Annotated in this window: 15 protein-coding genes and 1 pseudogene; 7 read left to right on the top strand and 9 right to left on the bottom strand. The window is 56.1% G+C overall.

Annotation, left to right across the window (positions count from 1 at the left end; all coding sequences use genetic code 11):
• Positions 1-12: 12 nt before the first annotated feature.
• Positions 13-210, top strand: a complete 198-nt coding sequence (locus RHN82_RS19495; protein WP_032609507.1) for a hypothetical protein — start codon at positions 13-15, stop codon at positions 208-210.
• 124 nt (positions 211-334) lie between these two features.
• On the opposite strand, the gene RHN82_RS19490 is transcribed toward RHN82_RS19495, so the two are convergent.
• From RHN82_RS19490 to yobA, 3 genes and pseudogenes are all read right to left on the bottom strand, one after another.
• Complete coding sequence (locus tag RHN82_RS19490) at positions 335-673, bottom strand: YebY family protein (protein ID WP_003859787.1); 339 nt, start codon at positions 671-673, stop codon at positions 335-337.
• Positions 674-689: 16 nt separating this feature from the next.
• A pseudogene (gene copD / locus RHN82_RS19485) lies at positions 690-1,536 on the bottom strand (copper homeostasis membrane protein CopD).
• Position 1,537: 1 nt separating this feature from the next.
• Positions 1,538-1,909 carry a CopC domain-containing protein YobA gene (gene yobA / locus RHN82_RS19480; RefSeq protein ID WP_047051768.1) on the bottom strand — a complete coding sequence of 124 codons (372 nt, stop codon included), beginning with the start codon at positions 1,907-1,909 and terminating at the stop codon, positions 1,538-1,540.
• Between the two features lie 137 nt (positions 1,910-2,046).
• Here yobA and RHN82_RS19475 point away from each other — a divergent pair, with 137 nt between their 5' ends.
• The 3 genes from RHN82_RS19475 (at position 2,047) to exoX (ending at position 3,726) form a co-directional block, all read left to right on the top strand.
• Positions 2,047-2,277, top strand: coding sequence for a DNA polymerase III subunit theta (locus RHN82_RS19475; protein ID WP_003859784.1), 231 nt, complete (start codon positions 2,047-2,049; stop codon positions 2,275-2,277).
• Between the two features lie 111 nt (positions 2,278-2,388).
• Positions 2,389-3,039, top strand: a complete 651-nt coding sequence (locus tag RHN82_RS19470) for a carbon-nitrogen hydrolase family protein (RefSeq protein WP_048982489.1) — start codon at positions 2,389-2,391, stop codon at positions 3,037-3,039.
• 24 nt (positions 3,040-3,063) lie between these two features.
• Positions 3,064-3,726, top strand: a complete 663-nt coding sequence (gene exoX / locus RHN82_RS19465; RefSeq protein ID WP_047051600.1) for an exodeoxyribonuclease X — start codon at positions 3,064-3,066, stop codon at positions 3,724-3,726.
• On the opposite strand, the gene ptrB is transcribed toward exoX, so the two are convergent.
• The gene (gene ptrB / locus RHN82_RS19460) at positions 3,708-5,783 is read right to left on the bottom strand and encodes an oligopeptidase B (RefSeq protein WP_047051601.1); all 2,076 of its coding nucleotides are present in this window, start codon (positions 5,781-5,783) and stop codon (positions 3,708-3,710) included. The genes exoX and ptrB overlap by 19 nt on opposite strands.
• Before the next feature lie 75 nt (positions 5,784-5,858).
• On the bottom strand, positions 5,859-6,509 hold the full coding sequence (locus RHN82_RS19455; RefSeq protein WP_032609515.1) for a tellurite resistance TerB family protein: 651 nt from the start codon (positions 6,507-6,509) through the stop codon (positions 5,859-5,861).
• A gap of 171 nt (positions 6,510-6,680) precedes the next feature.
• Between RHN82_RS19455 and purT the strand changes: the two genes are divergently transcribed.
• Positions 6,681-7,859 (top strand): formate-dependent phosphoribosylglycinamide formyltransferase, encoded by a 1,179-nt coding sequence (gene purT, locus RHN82_RS19450; protein ID WP_047051602.1) that lies wholly within the window; start codon positions 6,681-6,683, stop codon positions 7,857-7,859.
• Positions 7,860-7,933: 74 nt separating this feature from the next.
• Here the strand turns inward: purT and kdgA are convergent, their stop codons facing one another.
• From kdgA to zwf, 3 genes are all read right to left on the bottom strand, one after another.
• Positions 7,934-8,575 (bottom strand): bifunctional 4-hydroxy-2-oxoglutarate aldolase/2-dehydro-3-deoxy-phosphogluconate aldolase, encoded by a 642-nt coding sequence (gene kdgA, locus RHN82_RS19445; RefSeq protein WP_003859774.1) that lies wholly within the window; start codon positions 8,573-8,575, stop codon positions 7,934-7,936.
• Positions 8,576-8,614: 39 nt separating this feature from the next.
• Positions 8,615-10,426 (bottom strand): phosphogluconate dehydratase, encoded by a 1,812-nt coding sequence (gene edd, locus RHN82_RS19440; protein WP_047051603.1) that lies wholly within the window; start codon positions 10,424-10,426, stop codon positions 8,615-8,617.
• A 233-nt stretch (positions 10,427-10,659) separates the two neighbouring features.
• Entirely contained in the window at positions 10,660-12,135 is a 1,476-nt protein-coding gene (gene zwf / locus RHN82_RS19435) for a glucose-6-phosphate dehydrogenase (RefSeq protein ID WP_045328651.1), read from the bottom strand.
• 356 nt (positions 12,136-12,491) lie between these two features.
• Between zwf and RHN82_RS19430 the strand changes: the two genes are divergently transcribed.
• Positions 12,492-13,361 (top strand): MurR/RpiR family transcriptional regulator, encoded by an 870-nt coding sequence (locus tag RHN82_RS19430; RefSeq protein ID WP_003859769.1) that lies wholly within the window; start codon positions 12,492-12,494, stop codon positions 13,359-13,361.
• Positions 13,362-13,475: 114 nt separating this feature from the next.
• Complete coding sequence (gene pyk / locus RHN82_RS19425) at positions 13,476-14,918, top strand: pyruvate kinase (RefSeq protein ID WP_003859767.1); 1,443 nt, start codon at positions 13,476-13,478, stop codon at positions 14,916-14,918.
• 43 nt (positions 14,919-14,961) lie between these two features.
• Here pyk and lpxM read toward each other — a convergent pair whose 3' ends face one another.
• Complete coding sequence (lpxM, locus tag RHN82_RS19420) at positions 14,962-15,933, bottom strand: lauroyl-Kdo(2)-lipid IV(A) myristoyltransferase (protein WP_047051605.1); 972 nt, start codon at positions 15,931-15,933, stop codon at positions 14,962-14,964.
• Between the last annotated feature and the right edge of the window lie 53 nt (positions 15,934-15,986).

Here is a 15,986-nt window from a genome sequence, read left to right as displayed (position 1 = left end):
CCGGGTTGTGGTATGTTTGAAGCAGGCGCACAGGAAGTGAACCTTCTGCTGAGACGAAAACCGGATTTTATCGTTTATTTTCATGCAGATAAAAAGAGACCGAATACGATTCCTGTATTCGGTCCAGGGAAATGGCTCTTGGGAGAGAGCCGTGCGCTAAAAGTTGGCATTAATGCAGGCTCAATCGCCCTGCCCTTTAAGAATAGATGACGACGTCAGGTTTTCCAGTCCACAGCAAAAGTGGTCTGAAAAAAAGCGTCAGAACATCACTAAATGTGAAAAACCGCAGAGCTTTTACAAGCACCTGCGGTTTTTTTTACTGGAAACCTGACGGCTAACAGAGCTTTTCAGCGCGCTCAATAAACGGCGCCAGACTCTTCTTCTGCCCGGGGTTTGCCGGGTCATCCACCTGGATCACGCTGACAGGCTGTCCGTTACTTTTCCCGCTGGCCACCTGCTGCTCCGCTACGTCATTTAACGGATACTGCACGAGCGTACTGGGATTGATGACATACAGCGCGTTACCGGGACGGCAGGTAAGCATGACCTCTTCACGATTAAATGCCCAGTTGTCCTTACCCACCTCAAACCGGCTGACGGTGATGACCTGCGGCGCGGCTAACGCACTGCTGGCACAGGTGAGAAGTAAAAGAGAAAGCAGTGTCTTTTTCATATGTTATTTAACCTTGTCAGAAGGGTTCCCAGGTCGCGAACAGGCTGACGGCCGCCAGTACCAGCGCGCCCAGCACCACCTCTGCCTGTGTCATCCTGATAAAAATCTGTTGTTCCCGCCCGGCCTCCGGGCGAAAGCGTGGCACAAGAAAATACCGATTCGCCAGCGCAATTGCCACCATCATCATGACCAGCGCACATTTGAACAACAACAGCTGGACATAAGGCGCCTGCCACGGCACGTTTATGCCAACAATAAAGAGCGTATTGATTATCCCGGTCAGCAGCACGCCTGCCACGGCGTAATGCCCCACGCGGGAGAAGCGCATCATGGTAAAGATAGCGGCTGGCTGCCAGCGGCCTTTCGCCAGACGCATACAAAACAGCAGCGGCAGTAAACCACCCACCCAGGTCGCGGCGCAGAGCAGGTGAAGCGCATGGTTGAGACGATGCAACGCTCCCGGTGCGCCACCGTTCATCGCGGCATGTCCCACGCCCGCCAGCAGCACCAGCTGCCCCATCGCGTTGCGGGGTAAGCCAGGCAGCGCCCGCCGTCACCGCGGCCAGTACCATCTGCCATAACCAGACGCCGCCAAATTGCGTTCCCAGCACGCTGCGCCAGACCGCCGGGCGAATGACATCGCCCCAGCCGTTGCCCATCAAGCCACTTTGCAGGGCGAACATCAGCAGAGCCGCCATCAGGCTGATTAAGGCCGCGAGTTTCTGCTGCCGCTGGAAACGCCGGGTCATGAGACGCTGCAACGAAGACGGCGCAAACCAGACGCTGTAAAGCGCGTTGCCAAAAAGCAGCATCAGCGCAGCAAAATGGATAAAGCGTAACGCGACGTAGCTCAGGGCCAGCATGCTATTTCACGCTAAAGTGATAGCTGCCTTTGGTTTTGTGGCCATCCACGGAGACCACATGCCAGTCCACCGTGTAGGTGCCGGTCGTCAACGGTTTCTCAAGAGGAACAATCAGCTTTGCGTTATCCTTCTCGTCACGCTTCACCGCGCCCGTCTGGATCTTGTGCTGCTGCGCGTCCGTCACCACCACGCCGCTGAAGGCTGGCTCAATGCCTTCCGAGAAGTTCAGCGTAATGACCTCTGGTGCCACCGCGACGGTATTTTCCTGCGGGGATTGCTGCTTAAGATGCGCATGGGCCAGTACTGAGGGCGTGATGGCTGAAGAGAGCAGAAATGCCAGCGCGCACGCGACACGGGAAGGGGTAAAATGCATCACAATCATTCCTTTTCGTTATGCCTGAATGCTAAAGAATAACTCTGTATAATTAACGAGTCGAGGAACATCCTTTGCTCCCTTGTCATCGTTGAACAATCGCGGTAACGTTGCCGCCGCAGAAAAAGGAGAAGGAAATGAACGTTAACCTGGCCGCCCTTCCTCAGGACGAGATGGACAAAGTGAATGTCGATCTCGCCGCCGCGGGGGTCGCATTCAAAGAGCGTTACAACATGCCCGTCGTGGCTGAAGTGGTAGAGCGTGAACAACCCGCGCATCTGCGCGACTGGTTTCGCGAACGTCTCATTGCGCATCGCCTCGCCTCCGTCAATCTCTCGCGCCTGCCGTACGAACCTAAAGTTAAATAAGCTTAACGTCTCGTTACACTTCCTTACGCGTTATGTGGCAGGATAAGAAAACCCTGATAAGTTTAGGTGTAATCTTAAAATCCCAGCGACTTAGTGTATAAGGAAGTCACGATGTCACGATGGAATATTGCCGCGGCTCAGTATGCCCCGCGGCACAACTGTGTTGATGAGCACGTAAAACATCACCTGCACTTTATTGCCGAGGCTGCCGGGCATGGGTGCGATTTAATCGTCTTTCCGGAGCTTTCGCTTACCGGCCCTGTCGGAACAACCTTACCCCCACCCCCTGACGATTTGCAGCTTGCCCCCCTCCTTCATGCCGCCCAGTCACGTTTCATCACGGTGATTGCTGGTATTACGCTCCAGCAACACGGCCAGCGCCAGAAAGGACTCGCGCTTTTCACCCCTAACCTGTCGACCATCCGGCGTTATCCGCAGGGCAACGGTGCGGGTGTTATTCCTGGCGATAAACGGTTAACCATCGTGGATAACCAGGCTGACGCCCCGGAGCTGGACCCGGAGGCAACGCTGTTCACCAGCAGCCTGGCCGTGGGCGAGCATCGCTGGCGGCAATCCATCGGTTCGTTACAACGCTTCGCGCACAAGTACGCCATCGCGGTATTAATGGCGAACGCGCGAGGCGGTAGCGCACTATGGGATGAAAAAGGTCAGCTGATTGTACGTGCCGATAAGGGAGAACTGCTGCTAACCGGTTCTTTAGGCCAACAGGGTTGGCAAGGCGATATCATTCCATTAGGCTAGGCATTTTAGGATCAGGAGCGATCAATGCTGCGCGTTATCGATACCGAAACCTGTGATTTGCAGGGTGGAATTGTGGAAGTCGCTTCTGTCGACGTGATTGACGGAAAGATAGTCAACCCAATGAGCCATCTGGTGCGCCCGGATCGTCCCATCAGTGCGCAGGCGATGGCGATACATCGCATTACGGAATCGATGGTGGCGGACAAGCCGTGGATTGAAGAGATCATCCCTCTTTACCACGGTAGCCAGTGGTATGTCGCCCATAACGCCAGCTTTGACCGCCGCGTGCTGCCGGAGATGCCCGGCGAATGGATTTGCACCATGAAGCTGGCGCGCCGTCTGTGGCCGGGGATCAAATACAGCAATATGGCGCTGTATAAGTCGCGCAAACTTAGCGTGCGGACGTCGGAAGGGCTGCATCATCACCGTGCCCTCTATGACTGCTACATCACCGCAGCGCTCCTGATTGATATCATGAACACTTCCGGCTGGACGCCAGACGATATGGCGACCATTACCGGGCGCCCCGCACTACTGACCACCTTTACGTTCGGTAAATATCGGGGGAAGCCAGTATCGGAAGTGGCGGACAAAGATCCGGGCTATCTGCGCTGGCTGTACAACAACCTCGACAGAATGAGCCCGGAACTGCGCCTGACGCTGAAGCATTATTTAGGCGAAGCCTGAGTCCCCGCCCGGCCTGGCAGCGTATCCTGCGCCAGGCCAATCAAAAAGGCGTACTCCAGCGCCACCCCTTCATAGGATTTAAATCGCCCTGATTTCCCGCCGTGCCCCGAGTCCATATCGGTACACAGCAGCAGCAGATTATCGTCAGTTTTCAGCTCACGCAGCTTCGCCACCCATTTCGCGGGCTCCCAGTACTGTACCTGGGAATCGTGCAGGCCGGTGGTCACCAGCATATGCGGATAGGCTTTCGCCTCGACGTTATCGTACGGGCTGTACTCTTTCATGTAGCGATAATAGGTTTCATCCTGCGGGTTCCCCCACTCCTCAAACTCCCCGGTGGTCAGCGGAATGGACTCATCCAGCATGGTCGTCACCACGTCCACAAACGGCACCTGGGCGATAACGCCTTTAAACAGTTCAGGCCGCTGGTTGATCACGGCGCCCATAAGCATACCCCCGGCGCTGCCCCCCATGCCAAAGCAGAGCTGCGGATCGCCATAACCCTGCGCGATCAGCGCATCGCAGACATCAAGGTAGTCATTAAAGGTATTTTTCTTTTTGAGAAATTTTCCGTCTTCATACCAGTGCTGACCCAGCTCGCCGCCGCCGCGAATATGGGCAATCGCATAAACAAAACCACGGTCGAGCAGGCTCAGCCTGCTGCTGCTGAAATCGGCGTCCATACTGGATCCATAAGAGCCATAGCCATAGACGAGGATGGGGTTTTTACCTTTGTTGAAGTGCGCCTTGTGATAGACGAGCGACACAGGGACTTCGACGCCGTCGCGTGCGGTCACCCACAGGTGCTCACTGCGATAATTTTCCGACTCAAACCCCCGAACCTCCGCCTGTTTAATCACCTGACGCTGCCCGGTGTCCATATCCAGTTCAAACAACGTATCCGGGGTGGTCATCGACGAATAGCCGTACCGCAGTCGGGACGATTCCGGTTCCGGGTTAAAGCCGATCCACGTCACGTAAGCCGGGTCATCGAACGCAATGCCCACCACTTCGCGGGTTTTGCGGTTGATTTGGCGGATACTGGTCAGTCCGCGCTGACGCTCTTCCACCACCAGCCAGTCGGTAAACAGGGTGAACCCCTCCAGCATCACCTGATCGCGCGCGGGAATTAACACCTCCCATTTGCGTTCATCACGCACTTTGGTTTTATAAAGGCCAAAGTTTTTGCCCTCGCGGTTCGAACGCAGGTAAAAGCTGTGCTGGAAGTGATCCAGGCTGTACTCATGATCTTTACGGCGCGGCAGGAAGCACAGCGGCTGCGCATCCGGCAGCTCTGCATCCAGCAGCAGCACTTCTGAGGTGGTGGCGCTGGAGAGGAAAATGATCACATAGTGGCGAGACGACGTTTTGTGCAGGCTGACATAGAACGTCTCATCTTTTTCCTCATACACCAGTTCATCGTCGGCGGAATCGGTCCCCACCGTATGACGCCAGACCTGATAAGGCAGCAGCGTTGAGACATGCTTTTTAACGTAGTAGACCGTTTCTGAATCGTTACCCCAGACGAAATCGGGGGAGACATTATCCAGCATTTCGGGATACCAGTTTCCCGTTTCAAGATTGCGGAAACGCAAACCGTACTGGCGGCGGGAGAGGTAATCCTCAGCCAGCGCCATAATGGCGTTATCGGGGGAAATGGACATGCCGCCCAGCGTATAAAACTCACTGTGGGCAGCACGTTTGTTGGCATCCAGCAGGATCTCCCATTCATCCCACTCGGCGCTCAGCACAGACTGGCGCTGGTAGATGGGATATTCGTTTCCCGGCTCATAAATATGGCGATAGCGATAACCGTTTTTGCACCACGGGGCAGAGACATCACGCTGGGGGATACGCTGCACCATTTCGTTCAGGAGCTGATCCTGAAGCGCCTGCTGACTGGCCATGACCTGGCGGCCATAGTCGTTTTCCTCGTGCAGATAGTCCAGCACCTCTGGCCGGGAACGTGAATCGTCCCGCAGCCAGTAGTAGTTATCGATACGCGTATCGCCATGCGTGGTGATCGCATAAGGAGTACGTCGGGCTTTTGGAGGCATGGCATTCTTACTTTTTCGTTTTACATCCTATAAGGTTGGCAAAACACGCGTATGATGCAAGCGAAACATGGCCTTCTAGCCCGCGAGGGTCTGCTTCTGCTGCTGAATATCCTGCTCAATCCCCTCGCGAACGTCCTGGGGGATCTTCAGCGCATCGCCCAGGGCGTTCAGGTAGCTGCGCTCCATAAAGTGATCGATATCGATGGCGGCACAGCTCAGAAAATATAGTTCCAGCGCCTCTTCTTCGTTTTTCACGCCTTGCGCCAGACGCTGCGGATCGAGCGGCTGTTCAATGGCCTGCGCCACCAGCGCCCTGCCCTGCTCCTCAACGCCCGCTTCCCGCATCTGCTGTTCAATTGCGGCACGTTCACTGGCATCAATATGCCCGTCGCTCTTGGCCGCAAAGACCAGAGCGAGGATCAGCCGCTCGGTGCGTAAATCTAACGGCGATACCTGCTTCCCGTACTGCGGTTCATCCTGATGCGCGCTGCGCACCTTGTCTTTGTATTTGTTCCATAAGACGGAGCCTGCAATAGCCCCTCCGCCCGCCAGCAGCGCGCCGGTACCGTATTTGGTAAGCAGTTTCCGCGATGATTTATTGGCAACCAGCAAACCGGCCAGCCCGCCGAGCGCACCCGGCACCAGCAGCTTGCTCAGACCCTGCTCGCCCGACGACGAGCCTTTTTGTCCCAACAGGGATTGCAGTTGATTCATCCAGCCTGACATATTTTTCCTCACGTAACAGTGCGTAACCTTCACAGCCTAAGCGAGCGGGTGTCAGGAAATGTCTGTCAGTACTAAAGAAGCGCAAATTTCCCCCCTGTCCGGTTATCCCCATACAAGACAGACGCAAACGTTTTCGTTTATACTGCCCGCATCTTTTTCAGGGGGATTTTTATGACTCGTTTAGGAACCGCGCTGCGTCCCGCCGCGACGCGCGTCATGCTGTTGGGATCGGGTGAACTGGGTAAAGAAGTGGCCATTGAATGCCAGCGTTTGGGTGTGGAAGTGATTGCGGTGGACCGTTACGCGAATGCGCCCGCCATGCACGTCGCGCATCGCTCGCACGTCATCGATATGCTTGATGGTAATGCCCTGCGGGGGTTAATTGCCGACGAAAAACCGGATTTCGTGGTACCTGAAATTGAGGCCATTGCCACTGAGATGCTGGTTGCCCTTGAACAGGAAGGCCAGCGCGTGGTCCCCTGCGCCACTGCGGCAAAACTGACCATGAACCGGGAAGGCATTCGTCGCCTGGCGGCAGAAGAATTACAGCTCCCGACCTCCAGCTACCGTTTTGCCGGGGATAAAGCTGCGTTTCTCCAGGCCGTAGAGGAGATTGGCTACCCGTGCATCATTAAGCCGGTAATGAGCTCCTCCGGCAAAGGGCAGAGCTTTATCCGCGACAGCAGCACGCTGGACAAAGCCTGGGACTATGCCCAGCAGGGCGGCCGAGCCGGGGCCGGGCGCGTCATCGTGGAAGGCGTGGTGAAGTTTGATTTTGAAATTACCCTGCTCACCGTCAGCGCCGTGGATGGCGTTTATTTCTGCGACCCGATTGGTCATCGCCAGGAAGACGGCGATTATCGTGAATCCTGGCAGCCGCAGCAGATGAGCGCGCTGGCGCTGGCACGCGCGCAGGAGATCGCCCGCAAGACGGTGCTGGCGCTGGGCGGCTACGGCCTGTTCGGCGTGGAATTGTTTGTTTGCGGCGACGAGGTGATCTTCAGTGAAGTCTCCCCTCGTCCGCACGATACCGGGATGGTAACGCTGATTTCACAGGATCTCTCCGAGTTCGCGCTGCACGTACGCGCTTTCCTCGGCCTGCCGGTTGGCGGCATCCGTCAGTACGGCCCGGCAGCCTCGGCGGTGATCCTGCCGCAGCTGACCAGCCAGAATATCACCTTTGATAACATCGAAGGTGCGGTTGGCGCAGGCTTGCAGGTCCGGCTGTTCGGCAAACCGGAGATCGACGGAAGCCGTCGTCTGGGCGTGGCATTAGCAACCGGTGAAAACGTGGACGAAGCCGTCGCCAGAGCGAAAAAAGCGGCTGCGAACGTCAGCGTAGCAGGATAAAAAAATGGGCCGAAAGGCCCGTTATAACTGTCTGGCAGGCCGGGTAAGGCGCAGCCGCTACCCGGCAAACAAACTTACTGTTTCGCGCCTTCTACCGCTTCGCGAGCCAGCTTAGTGATGCGATCCCAGTCGCCTGCTTCCAGCGCATCCGCCGGAACCAGCCAGGAGCCGCCGATGCACAGCACGCTTTTCAGCGCCAGGTAGTCACGGTAGTTGGCCGGAGAGATGCCGCCCGTTGGGCAGAAACGCACCTGGGAGAATGGGCCCGCAATCGCCTGCAACGCTTTGGTGCCGCCGTTCGCTTCAGCCGGGAAGAATTTAAACTCCTTCAGACCGTAGTCCATGCCCAGCATCAGTTCAGAAACGGTGCTGATACCCGGGATCAGCGGAATAGAACCTTCGGTTGCGGCTTTCAGCAGGGGCTCAGTCAGCCCCGGGCTAATGGCAAACTGTGCGCCCGCTTCGGTCACTTCCGCCAGCTGCTGCGCATTCAGAACCGTACCTGCACCGATGATCGCTTCCGGCACTTCTTTGGCGATAGCACGGATCGCATCCATCGCACAGGCCGTACGCAGGGTCACTTCCAGAACGCGAACGCCACCCGCAACCAGCGCCTTCGCCATTGGGACAGCATGCTCCAGTTTGTTTACCACAATAACCGGCACGACAGGGCCAGTGGTCAGGATTGCTTCTGCACTTGTTTTCCAGTTTTTCATCAGAGTTTTCTCTCGCCAGATCGTTAAAATCAAGTCGTCTTAAAACGTAATACAGGTTGCGCCCTGCTCCGCACCGGAGAGTTTCTCACGCAACGCACCAAACATTTCGCGTCCGGTACCCACGCGTGACGCGCTCAGGTCAGGAATATGTGGCTGACGCGCCGCCAGCTCTGCTTCATCCACCAGCAGGGTTAACTCGCCTGTCTGACCGTTAACGCGAATCATGTCACCATCACGCACTTTCGCCAGCAGGCCGCCGTCGTAGGCTTCCGGGGTGACATGAATCGCTGAAGGCACTTTACCGGATGCCCCCGAGAGGCGTCCATCGGTTACCAGCGCAATTTTGAAACGGCGGTCCAATAATACACCAAGCGGCGGCATAAGTTTATGTAATTCTGGCATCCCGTTCGCTTTTGGTCCCTGATGACGCACCACGACCACACAGTCTTTATCAAGCAGACCCGCGTCAAAGGCAGGTAAAACGTCGTGCTGGCTTTCAAACACCACCGCCGGGGCTTCAATCACCTGATTCTCTTCCGGCACGGCAGAAGTTTTCATCACGGCACGTCCAAGGTTACCGCTCAGCACTTTGGTACCGCCGTGAGGAGAGAACGGCTGTTCGAAGGTTGCGATAACCTGAGGATCGAGCGAAGCGCTCGCCCCTTCGCGCCAGTCCAGCTCACCGTTGTTCAGCCAGGGTTCAAGGGTATAGCGATGCAGGCCAAAGCCCGCCACCGTGTTGACATCCTCATGCAGCAGGCCGCCTTTCAGCAGCTCGCGCATTAGTACCGGCACGCCGCCCGCGGCCTGGAAGTGGTTGATGTCCGCCGGACCGTTCGGGTACAGACGCGCCATCAGCGGTACCACGGAGGAGATTTCGGAGAAGTCATCCCAGTTGATCAGAATGCCCGCCGCGCGCGCCATCGCAACAAGGTGCATGGTATGGTTGGTTGAACCGCCGGTCGCCAGCAGGGCGACAATCCCGTTGACGATGACTTTTTCATCCACCATTTTGCCCATTGGCATCCACTCGTTGCCGTTACCGGTCAGGCGCGTCACCTGACGGGCTGCGGCTTCGGTCAGCGCTTTACGCAGTGGCGCATCTGGCTGGATGAACGACGAGCCCGGCAGCTGCATCCCCATAAACTCTACCACCATCTGGTTGGTGTTGGCCGTACCGTAGAACGTACAGGTGCCCGGCGCGTGATAGGACGCGGCTTCCGCTTCCAGCAGCGCCTGACGGTCCGCTTTTCCTTCGGCATACAGCTGGCGGATACGGACTTTTTCCTTATTTGGCAGACCGCTAGCCATCGGGCCTGACGGCACAAAAATCGCTGGCAGATGGCCAAACGACAGCGCGGCCATCACCAGCCCCGGGACGATTTTGTCGCACACGCCCAGATAGAGCGCGCCATCAAACATATTGTGAGACAGGCCCACTGCCGCTGACATGGCGATCACTTCGCGGCTCAGCAGGGACAACTCCATACCGTCCTGGCCCTGGGTTACGCCATCACACATGGCCGGCACGCCGCCTGCAACCTGGCCCACCGCGTTCACGCTGTGCAGCGCATTGCGGATGATAGACGGGTAGACCTCATACGGCTGGTGGGCTGAAAGCATGTCGTTATAGGAGGTAATGATGGCGATATTGTTACGCAACATGCTTTTCAGCGCGTCTTTATCACCAGGCTGGCAGGCCGCAAAGCCGTGGGCCAGATTCCCGCAGGCCAGCTGAGAGCGATGGACAGTTTCACTCTTCGCCTGTTCGATGCGGGCAAGGTAGGCAGCACGGGTCTCTTTCGAGCGTTCAACGATGCGCTGTGTTACGCGTAACAATGTCGGATTCATAAAAGCTCCTCTAATTTATCTGTCCAGGCTCGGGAGTTTACACAGTTTCTGACGGTTGTTAACAACGCTGAAACGCCTGTTATCCGGAGCGCAGGGGCAAAATGTCTGAAGGGAGTGTAATAAAAAAAGCTCCGCGGGTGAATCCACGCGGAGCTTAAAAGATAAAAATTATGCCACTTGCTGTGTTAGATCATGTTACCGGTAAAATAACACCTTTGGGCTAGAAAGGGGGGTTATTCGAACTCGTTCCAGGAGCGTCCATCACGGGTGATCATCGCAACGGAGGCGACAGGTCCCCATGTTCCCGCCTGATACGGTTTTGGCGCGTCCTGATCGGCTGCCCACGCTTCGGTGATGGAGTCGACCCACTTCCACGCCTCTTCCACTTCATCGCGGCGGACGAACAGCGCCTGGATACCACGCATGGTTTCCAGCAGCAGACGCTCGTAAGCATCGGCGAGATGCGTCTGGTTGAAGGTTTCAGAGTAGCTCAGGTCGAGCTTGGTGGTTTGCAGGTTGTGTTTGTGATCAAGACCCGGCACTTTGTTCAGGATCTGAATATCCACACCCTCGTCCGGTTGCAGACGGATGGTCAGTTTGTTCTGCGGCAGTTCCTGCCAGGATTCTTTGAACAGGTTCAGTTCCGGATTTTTGAAGTAGACCACCACTTCGGAGCATTTTGCCGGCAGACGTTTCCCGGTACGGAGGTAGAACGGCACACCGGCCCAGCGCCAGTCGTCGATATCCACGCGGATCGCCACAAACGTCTCGGTGTTGCTGGACTTGTTCGCGCCCTCTTCTTCCAGATAGCCTGGAACTTTTTTCCCCTGGGCAAAACCTGCGGTGTACTGGCCGCGCACGGTTTTCTCACGCACGTTGGAGCGGTCAATACGGCGCAGTGATTTCAGCACTTTCACTTTGGCATCACGAATGCTGTCGGCCGTCAGATCTGACGGTGGAGACATGGCAATCATGCACAGAATTTGCAGCAGGTGGTTCTGGATCATGTCACGCATCTGGCCAGCCTGGTCGAAGTAGCCCCAACGGCCTTCGATGCCCACCTCTTCCGCCACGGTAATTTCCACGTGGTCGATAGTGCGGTTGTCCCAGTTGTTCACGAACAGGGAGTTGGCAAAACGCAGCGCCAGCAGGTTCAGTACCGTCTCTTTGCCCAGATAGTGGTCAATACGGTAAACCTGACACTCCTCAAAGAACTCGCCCACCTGGTCGTTGATTTCACGCGAGGTCGCCAGCGACGTACCCAGCGGTTTCTCCATCACCACGCGCGCCGGTTTGGCGTTCAGCTTCGCTTCGCCCAGACCTTTGCAGATGGCGCCAAAGGTGCTTGGCGGCATGGCGAAATAGTTAATAGTGACACGATTTTCCTGGTCAAGCATTTCACCCAGACGGGTAAAGGCGGCTACATCGTTGACGTCCAGGTTGCAGAAATCGAGACGCCCGCTCAGCTTATCCCAAAGGCTTTCATCGATTTTCTCTTTCATGAACGTTTCGAGCGCCTCGCGCACGACTTTGGTATAAGCCTCCTTATCCCAGTCGGCGCGCCCTACCCCAAGGATTCGGGTGTCGGGATGGATCTGGCCCGCTTTTTCGAGCTGATACAGGGAAGGCAGCAATTTTCGGCGTGCAAGATCGCCTTTCGCGCCGAAAATGACCAGGTCACATGCCTGGGCTGTTTGCGTTACCGCCATGTCATTCTCCTCAGTTAGATCGCCTGGTACTCTGCCAGGTATCGTTGTAATTTTATTACAATGCACTGTACTGCTTTTACGCGTTTCCTGAAACCATTAGCGCTTAACGTCGCGTGCGATACGGTGATTTTTCGTCGCCTGGGCCATTACGCCCGTCTGATGACGCAACAAACGTCGATTCTTTGCGCAACAGGGTCAGAGCAAAACCCGACGTCGATCAAGTAATGAAAAAAAACAACAACATTTCTTGTCGACGATTACCCTTTCGGGAGTCCCGGGGGTAATATCGGCTAAATCGAATCAAGGTTTCATCTCTTTATGAAATCGTTTATGCCCTCATGAGCGTCTTGTTAACAATGAACATGCTGGAAAAAATCCAGTTTCAACTGGAACACCTTAGCAAATCCGAGCGCAAAGTGGCTGAAGTTATTCTCGCCGCGCCCGCTCAGGCGATTCATTCAAGCATCGCCGCTCTGGCACAGGAATCGGGCGTCAGCGAACCGACGGTCAATCGATTCTGTCGTAGTCTGGACACGCGCGGCTTTCCTGATTTTAAACTGCATCTGGCTCAGAGTCTGGCAAACGGCACCCCGTATGTTAATCGCAATGTCGATGAAGACGACAGCGTTGATGCTTACACCGCAAAAATATTTGAATCGGCTATGGCCACGCTCGACCACGTTCGCCAGTCTCTGGACATGAGTTCAGTGAATCGCGCGGTCGATCTTCTTACGCAGGCCAAACGGATTGCCTTCTTTGGCCTTGGCTCGTCCGCCGCCGTGGCGCATGACGCCATGAATAAGTTCTTTCGCTTTAACGTGCCGGTGATTTACTCCGATGACATTGTGCTGCAACGCATGAGCTGTATGAATTGTAGTGAAGATGATGTCGTGGTACTCATCTCCCATACGGGCCGCACCAAGAGCCAGGTGGAGCTGGCGCAGCTCGCGCGTGACAACGATGCGATGGTCATCGCCCTGACGACGGCAGGTACGCCGCTGGCCCGGGAAGCGACGCTCGCCATTACCCTGGACGTACCGGAGGACACCGACATGTACATGCCGATGGTCTCCCGCCTGGCGCAGTTGACGGTCATCGACGTGCTGGCGACCGGTTTTACCTTACGCCGGGGCGCAAAATTCCGGGATAACTTGAAGCGGGTCAAGGAAGCCCTGAAAGAATCGCGTTTTGATAAAGAATTGCTTATAAAGAGCGATGTTCCCTAATAACTACGATGTACGATTTACGGCATTCGGTCCCCTCGCTACTGCCTTGCGATAGATGAAGGCCGATTCTATGTTCACGCAACACCAAAGTTGTTTCAGTCAACGGAGTATTACATGTCCAGAAGGCTTCGCAGAACCAAGATCGTCACCACCTTAGGCCCGGCCACCGACCGCGATAATAACCTCGAAAAGATTATCGCCGCGGGTGCCAACGTGGTGCGCATGAACTTCTCTCACGGTACGCCAGAAGACCATAAATTACGTGCCGACAAAGTGCGTGAAATCGCAGCTAAACTGGGCCGCCATGTTGCTATCCTCGGTGACCTGCAAGGTCCAAAAATCCGCGTATCGACCTTTAAAGAAGGCAAAGTCTTCCTCAACATCGGCGATAAATTCCTGCTGGATGCCAACCTGAGCAAAGGCGAAGGCGATAAGGAAAAAGTGGGTATCGACTACAAAGGTCTGCCTGCTGACGTTGTGCCTGGCGACATCCTGCTGCTGGACGACGGACGCGTACAGCTGAAAGTGCTGGAAGTTCAGGGTATGAAGGTGTTCACCGAAGTGACCGTCGGCGGCCCGCTCTCCAACAACAAAGGCATCAACAAACTCGGTGGTGGCCTGTCTGCCGAAGCGCTGACCGATAAAGACAAAGCGGATATCGTGACCGCAGCGCAGATCGGCGTGGATTATCTGGCCGTCTCCTTCCCGCGCTGCGGCGAAGATCTGAACTATGCTCGCCGCCTGGCGCGCGATGCAGGCTGCGATGCGAAAATCGTTGCGAAAGTGGAACGCGCTGAAGCGGTCTGCGATCAGGACGCGATGGACGACGTGATCCTGGCGTCTGACGTGGTGATGGTTGCCCGTGGTGACCTGGGCGTGGAAATTGGCGACCCTGAACTGGTCGGTATCCAGAAAGCGCTGATCCGTCGCGCGCGTCAGCTGAACCGGGCGGTGATCACCGCCACCCAGATGATGGAATCCATGATCACCAATCCAATGCCGACCCGTGCGGAAGTCATGGACGTGGCGAACGCCGTGCTGGATGGTACCGATGCGGTGATGCTGTCAGCGGAAACCGCAGCGGGCCAGTATCCGGCGGAAACCGTGGCCGCCATGGCGCGCGTCTGCCTGGGTGCGGAGAAGATCCCAAGTATTAACGTCTCCAAGCACCGCCTGGATATCCAGTTCGACAATGTGGAAGAAGCGATTGCGATGTCCGCGATGTACGCAGCCAACCACCTGAAAGGGGTCACGGCGATCATCACCATGACCGAATCTGGCCGTACCGCGCTAATGACGTCCCGTATCAGCTCCGGTCTGCCGATCTTCGCCATGTCCCGTCACGAGCGTACGCTGAACCTGACGGCGCTGTATCGCGGCGTGACGCCAGTATACTTCGACAGCACCAACGACGGCGTGGCCGCCGCGCACGATGCCGTGAACCTGCTGCGCGACAAAGGTTATCTGGTATCCGGTGATATCGTTATCGTGACGCAGGGTGACGTGATGAGCACCATCGGCTCAACCAATACCACTCGCGTACTGACCGTAGAGTAAGCTCCGATCCCCTCTCCCCTAAGGGGAGAGGGGTGAAGGTTTCCTATTTCTTCGGGAAAAGCTCTTTACGCTTGTACGGCTCTGTTTCGCCAGGTTTACGCGTTTTGAGCAGCTTCAGGATCCACGTATATTGCTCCTTATGCGGCCCCACCAGCACTTCCACCTCTTCATTCATGCGGCGTGCGATGGTGTGATCGTCTGCGGTCAGCAGATCGTCCATCGGCGGACGTACCTCAATGCTCAGGCGATGCGTTTTACCGTCATAAGTCGGGAACAGTGGGATCACGCGGGCGCGGCAGACTTTCATCAGACGTCCAATCGCAGGTAGCGTGGCTTTATAGGTTGCGAAGAAATCGACAAACTCGCTGTGCTCAGGGCCGTGGTCCTGATCGGGCAGATAGTAGCCCCAGTAACCCTGACGTACCGACTGAATGAAAGGCTTAATGCCATCGTTTCGGGCATGCAAACGTCCGCCAAAGCGACGGCGCACGGTATTCCAGACGAAATCGTAGATTTTGTTTCCCTGATTATGGAACATCGCCGCCATTTTCTGGCCCTGCGACGCCATCAACATCGCCGGAATGTCGACCCCCCAGCCGTGCGGCACCAGGAAAATCACCTTTTCATCATTGCGACGCATCTCGTCGATGATCTCCAGCCCTTGCCAGTCAACGCGTTCGACGATCTTCTCCGGCCCTTTCAGCGCCAGTTCCGCCATCATCGCCATGGCCTGTGGCGCGGTGGTATACATGTCATCAATGATTGCTTCGCGTTCGGCGTCGCTTTTATCCGGGAAACAGTACAACAGGTTTATTTGCGCGCGGCGGCGCGCACTTTTACCTAAGCGCCCTGCCAGGCGCCCCACTTTACCGAGCACCGGATCGCGGAGTGAAGCAGGTAGCAACGCCATGCCAGCAAACGCGTATACGCCAATCCAGGCGCCCCAGTTACGCGGGTGGCGAAAAGATTTTTCAAACTCGGGAATGTACTCAATATTGTTTTTTTTGGTTTCCATGCGGGTTCCAGGGTCTGGTGACGCAAAAATATATGCGGATAGTGTAGCGAGGC

The organism is Enterobacter cloacae complex sp. EB5, from assembly GCF_031432835.1.
In the GTDB taxonomy this organism is placed as follows: domain Bacteria; phylum Pseudomonadota; class Gammaproteobacteria; order Enterobacterales; family Enterobacteriaceae; genus Enterobacter; species Enterobacter hormaechei_C.
The sequence above is the reverse complement of the archived record's forward strand: the minus strand, read 5'-3'. Positions and strand labels throughout refer to the sequence as shown.

What these genes read in the sequence shown, in the direction of transcription:
- yobA (WP_047051768.1), bottom strand. Translation starts at nt 1,909, where the DNA reads ATGCATTTTACCCCTTCCCGTGTCGCGTGCGCGCTGGCATTTCTGCTC.
- RHN82_RS19475 (WP_003859784.1), top strand. Translation starts at nt 2,047, where the DNA reads ATGAACGTTAACCTGGCCGCCCTTCCTCAGGACGAGATGGACAAAGTG.
- RHN82_RS19495 (WP_032609507.1), top strand. Translation starts at nt 13, where the DNA reads ATGTTTGAAGCAGGCGCACAGGAAGTGAACCTTCTGCTGAGACGAAAA.
- RHN82_RS19470 (WP_048982489.1), top strand. Translation starts at nt 2,389, where the DNA reads ATGTCACGATGGAATATTGCCGCGGCTCAGTATGCCCCGCGGCACAAC.
- kdgA (WP_003859774.1), bottom strand. Translation starts at nt 8,575, where the DNA reads ATGAAAAACTGGAAAACAAGTGCAGAAGCAATCCTGACCACTGGCCCT.
- pyk (WP_003859767.1), top strand. Translation starts at nt 13,476, where the DNA reads ATGTCCAGAAGGCTTCGCAGAACCAAGATCGTCACCACCTTAGGCCCG.
- zwf (WP_045328651.1), bottom strand. Translation starts at nt 12,135, where the DNA reads ATGGCGGTAACGCAAACAGCCCAGGCATGTGACCTGGTCATTTTCGGC.
- RHN82_RS19455 (WP_032609515.1), bottom strand. Translation starts at nt 6,509, where the DNA reads ATGTCAGGCTGGATGAATCAACTGCAATCCCTGTTGGGACAAAAAGGC.
- exoX (WP_047051600.1), top strand. Translation starts at nt 3,064, where the DNA reads ATGCTGCGCGTTATCGATACCGAAACCTGTGATTTGCAGGGTGGAATT.
- lpxM (WP_047051605.1), bottom strand. Translation starts at nt 15,933, where the DNA reads ATGGAAACCAAAAAAAACAATATTGAGTACATTCCCGAGTTTGAAAAA.
- RHN82_RS19490 (WP_003859787.1), bottom strand. Translation starts at nt 673, where the DNA reads ATGAAAAAGACACTGCTTTCTCTTTTACTTCTCACCTGTGCCAGCAGT.
- purT (WP_047051602.1), top strand. Translation starts at nt 6,681, where the DNA reads ATGACTCGTTTAGGAACCGCGCTGCGTCCCGCCGCGACGCGCGTCATG.
- RHN82_RS19430 (WP_003859769.1), top strand. Translation starts at nt 12,492, where the DNA reads ATGAACATGCTGGAAAAAATCCAGTTTCAACTGGAACACCTTAGCAAA.
- ptrB (WP_047051601.1), bottom strand. Translation starts at nt 5,783, where the DNA reads ATGCCTCCAAAAGCCCGACGTACTCCTTATGCGATCACCACGCATGGC.
- edd (WP_047051603.1), bottom strand. Translation starts at nt 10,426, where the DNA reads ATGAATCCGACATTGTTACGCGTAACACAGCGCATCGTTGAACGCTCG.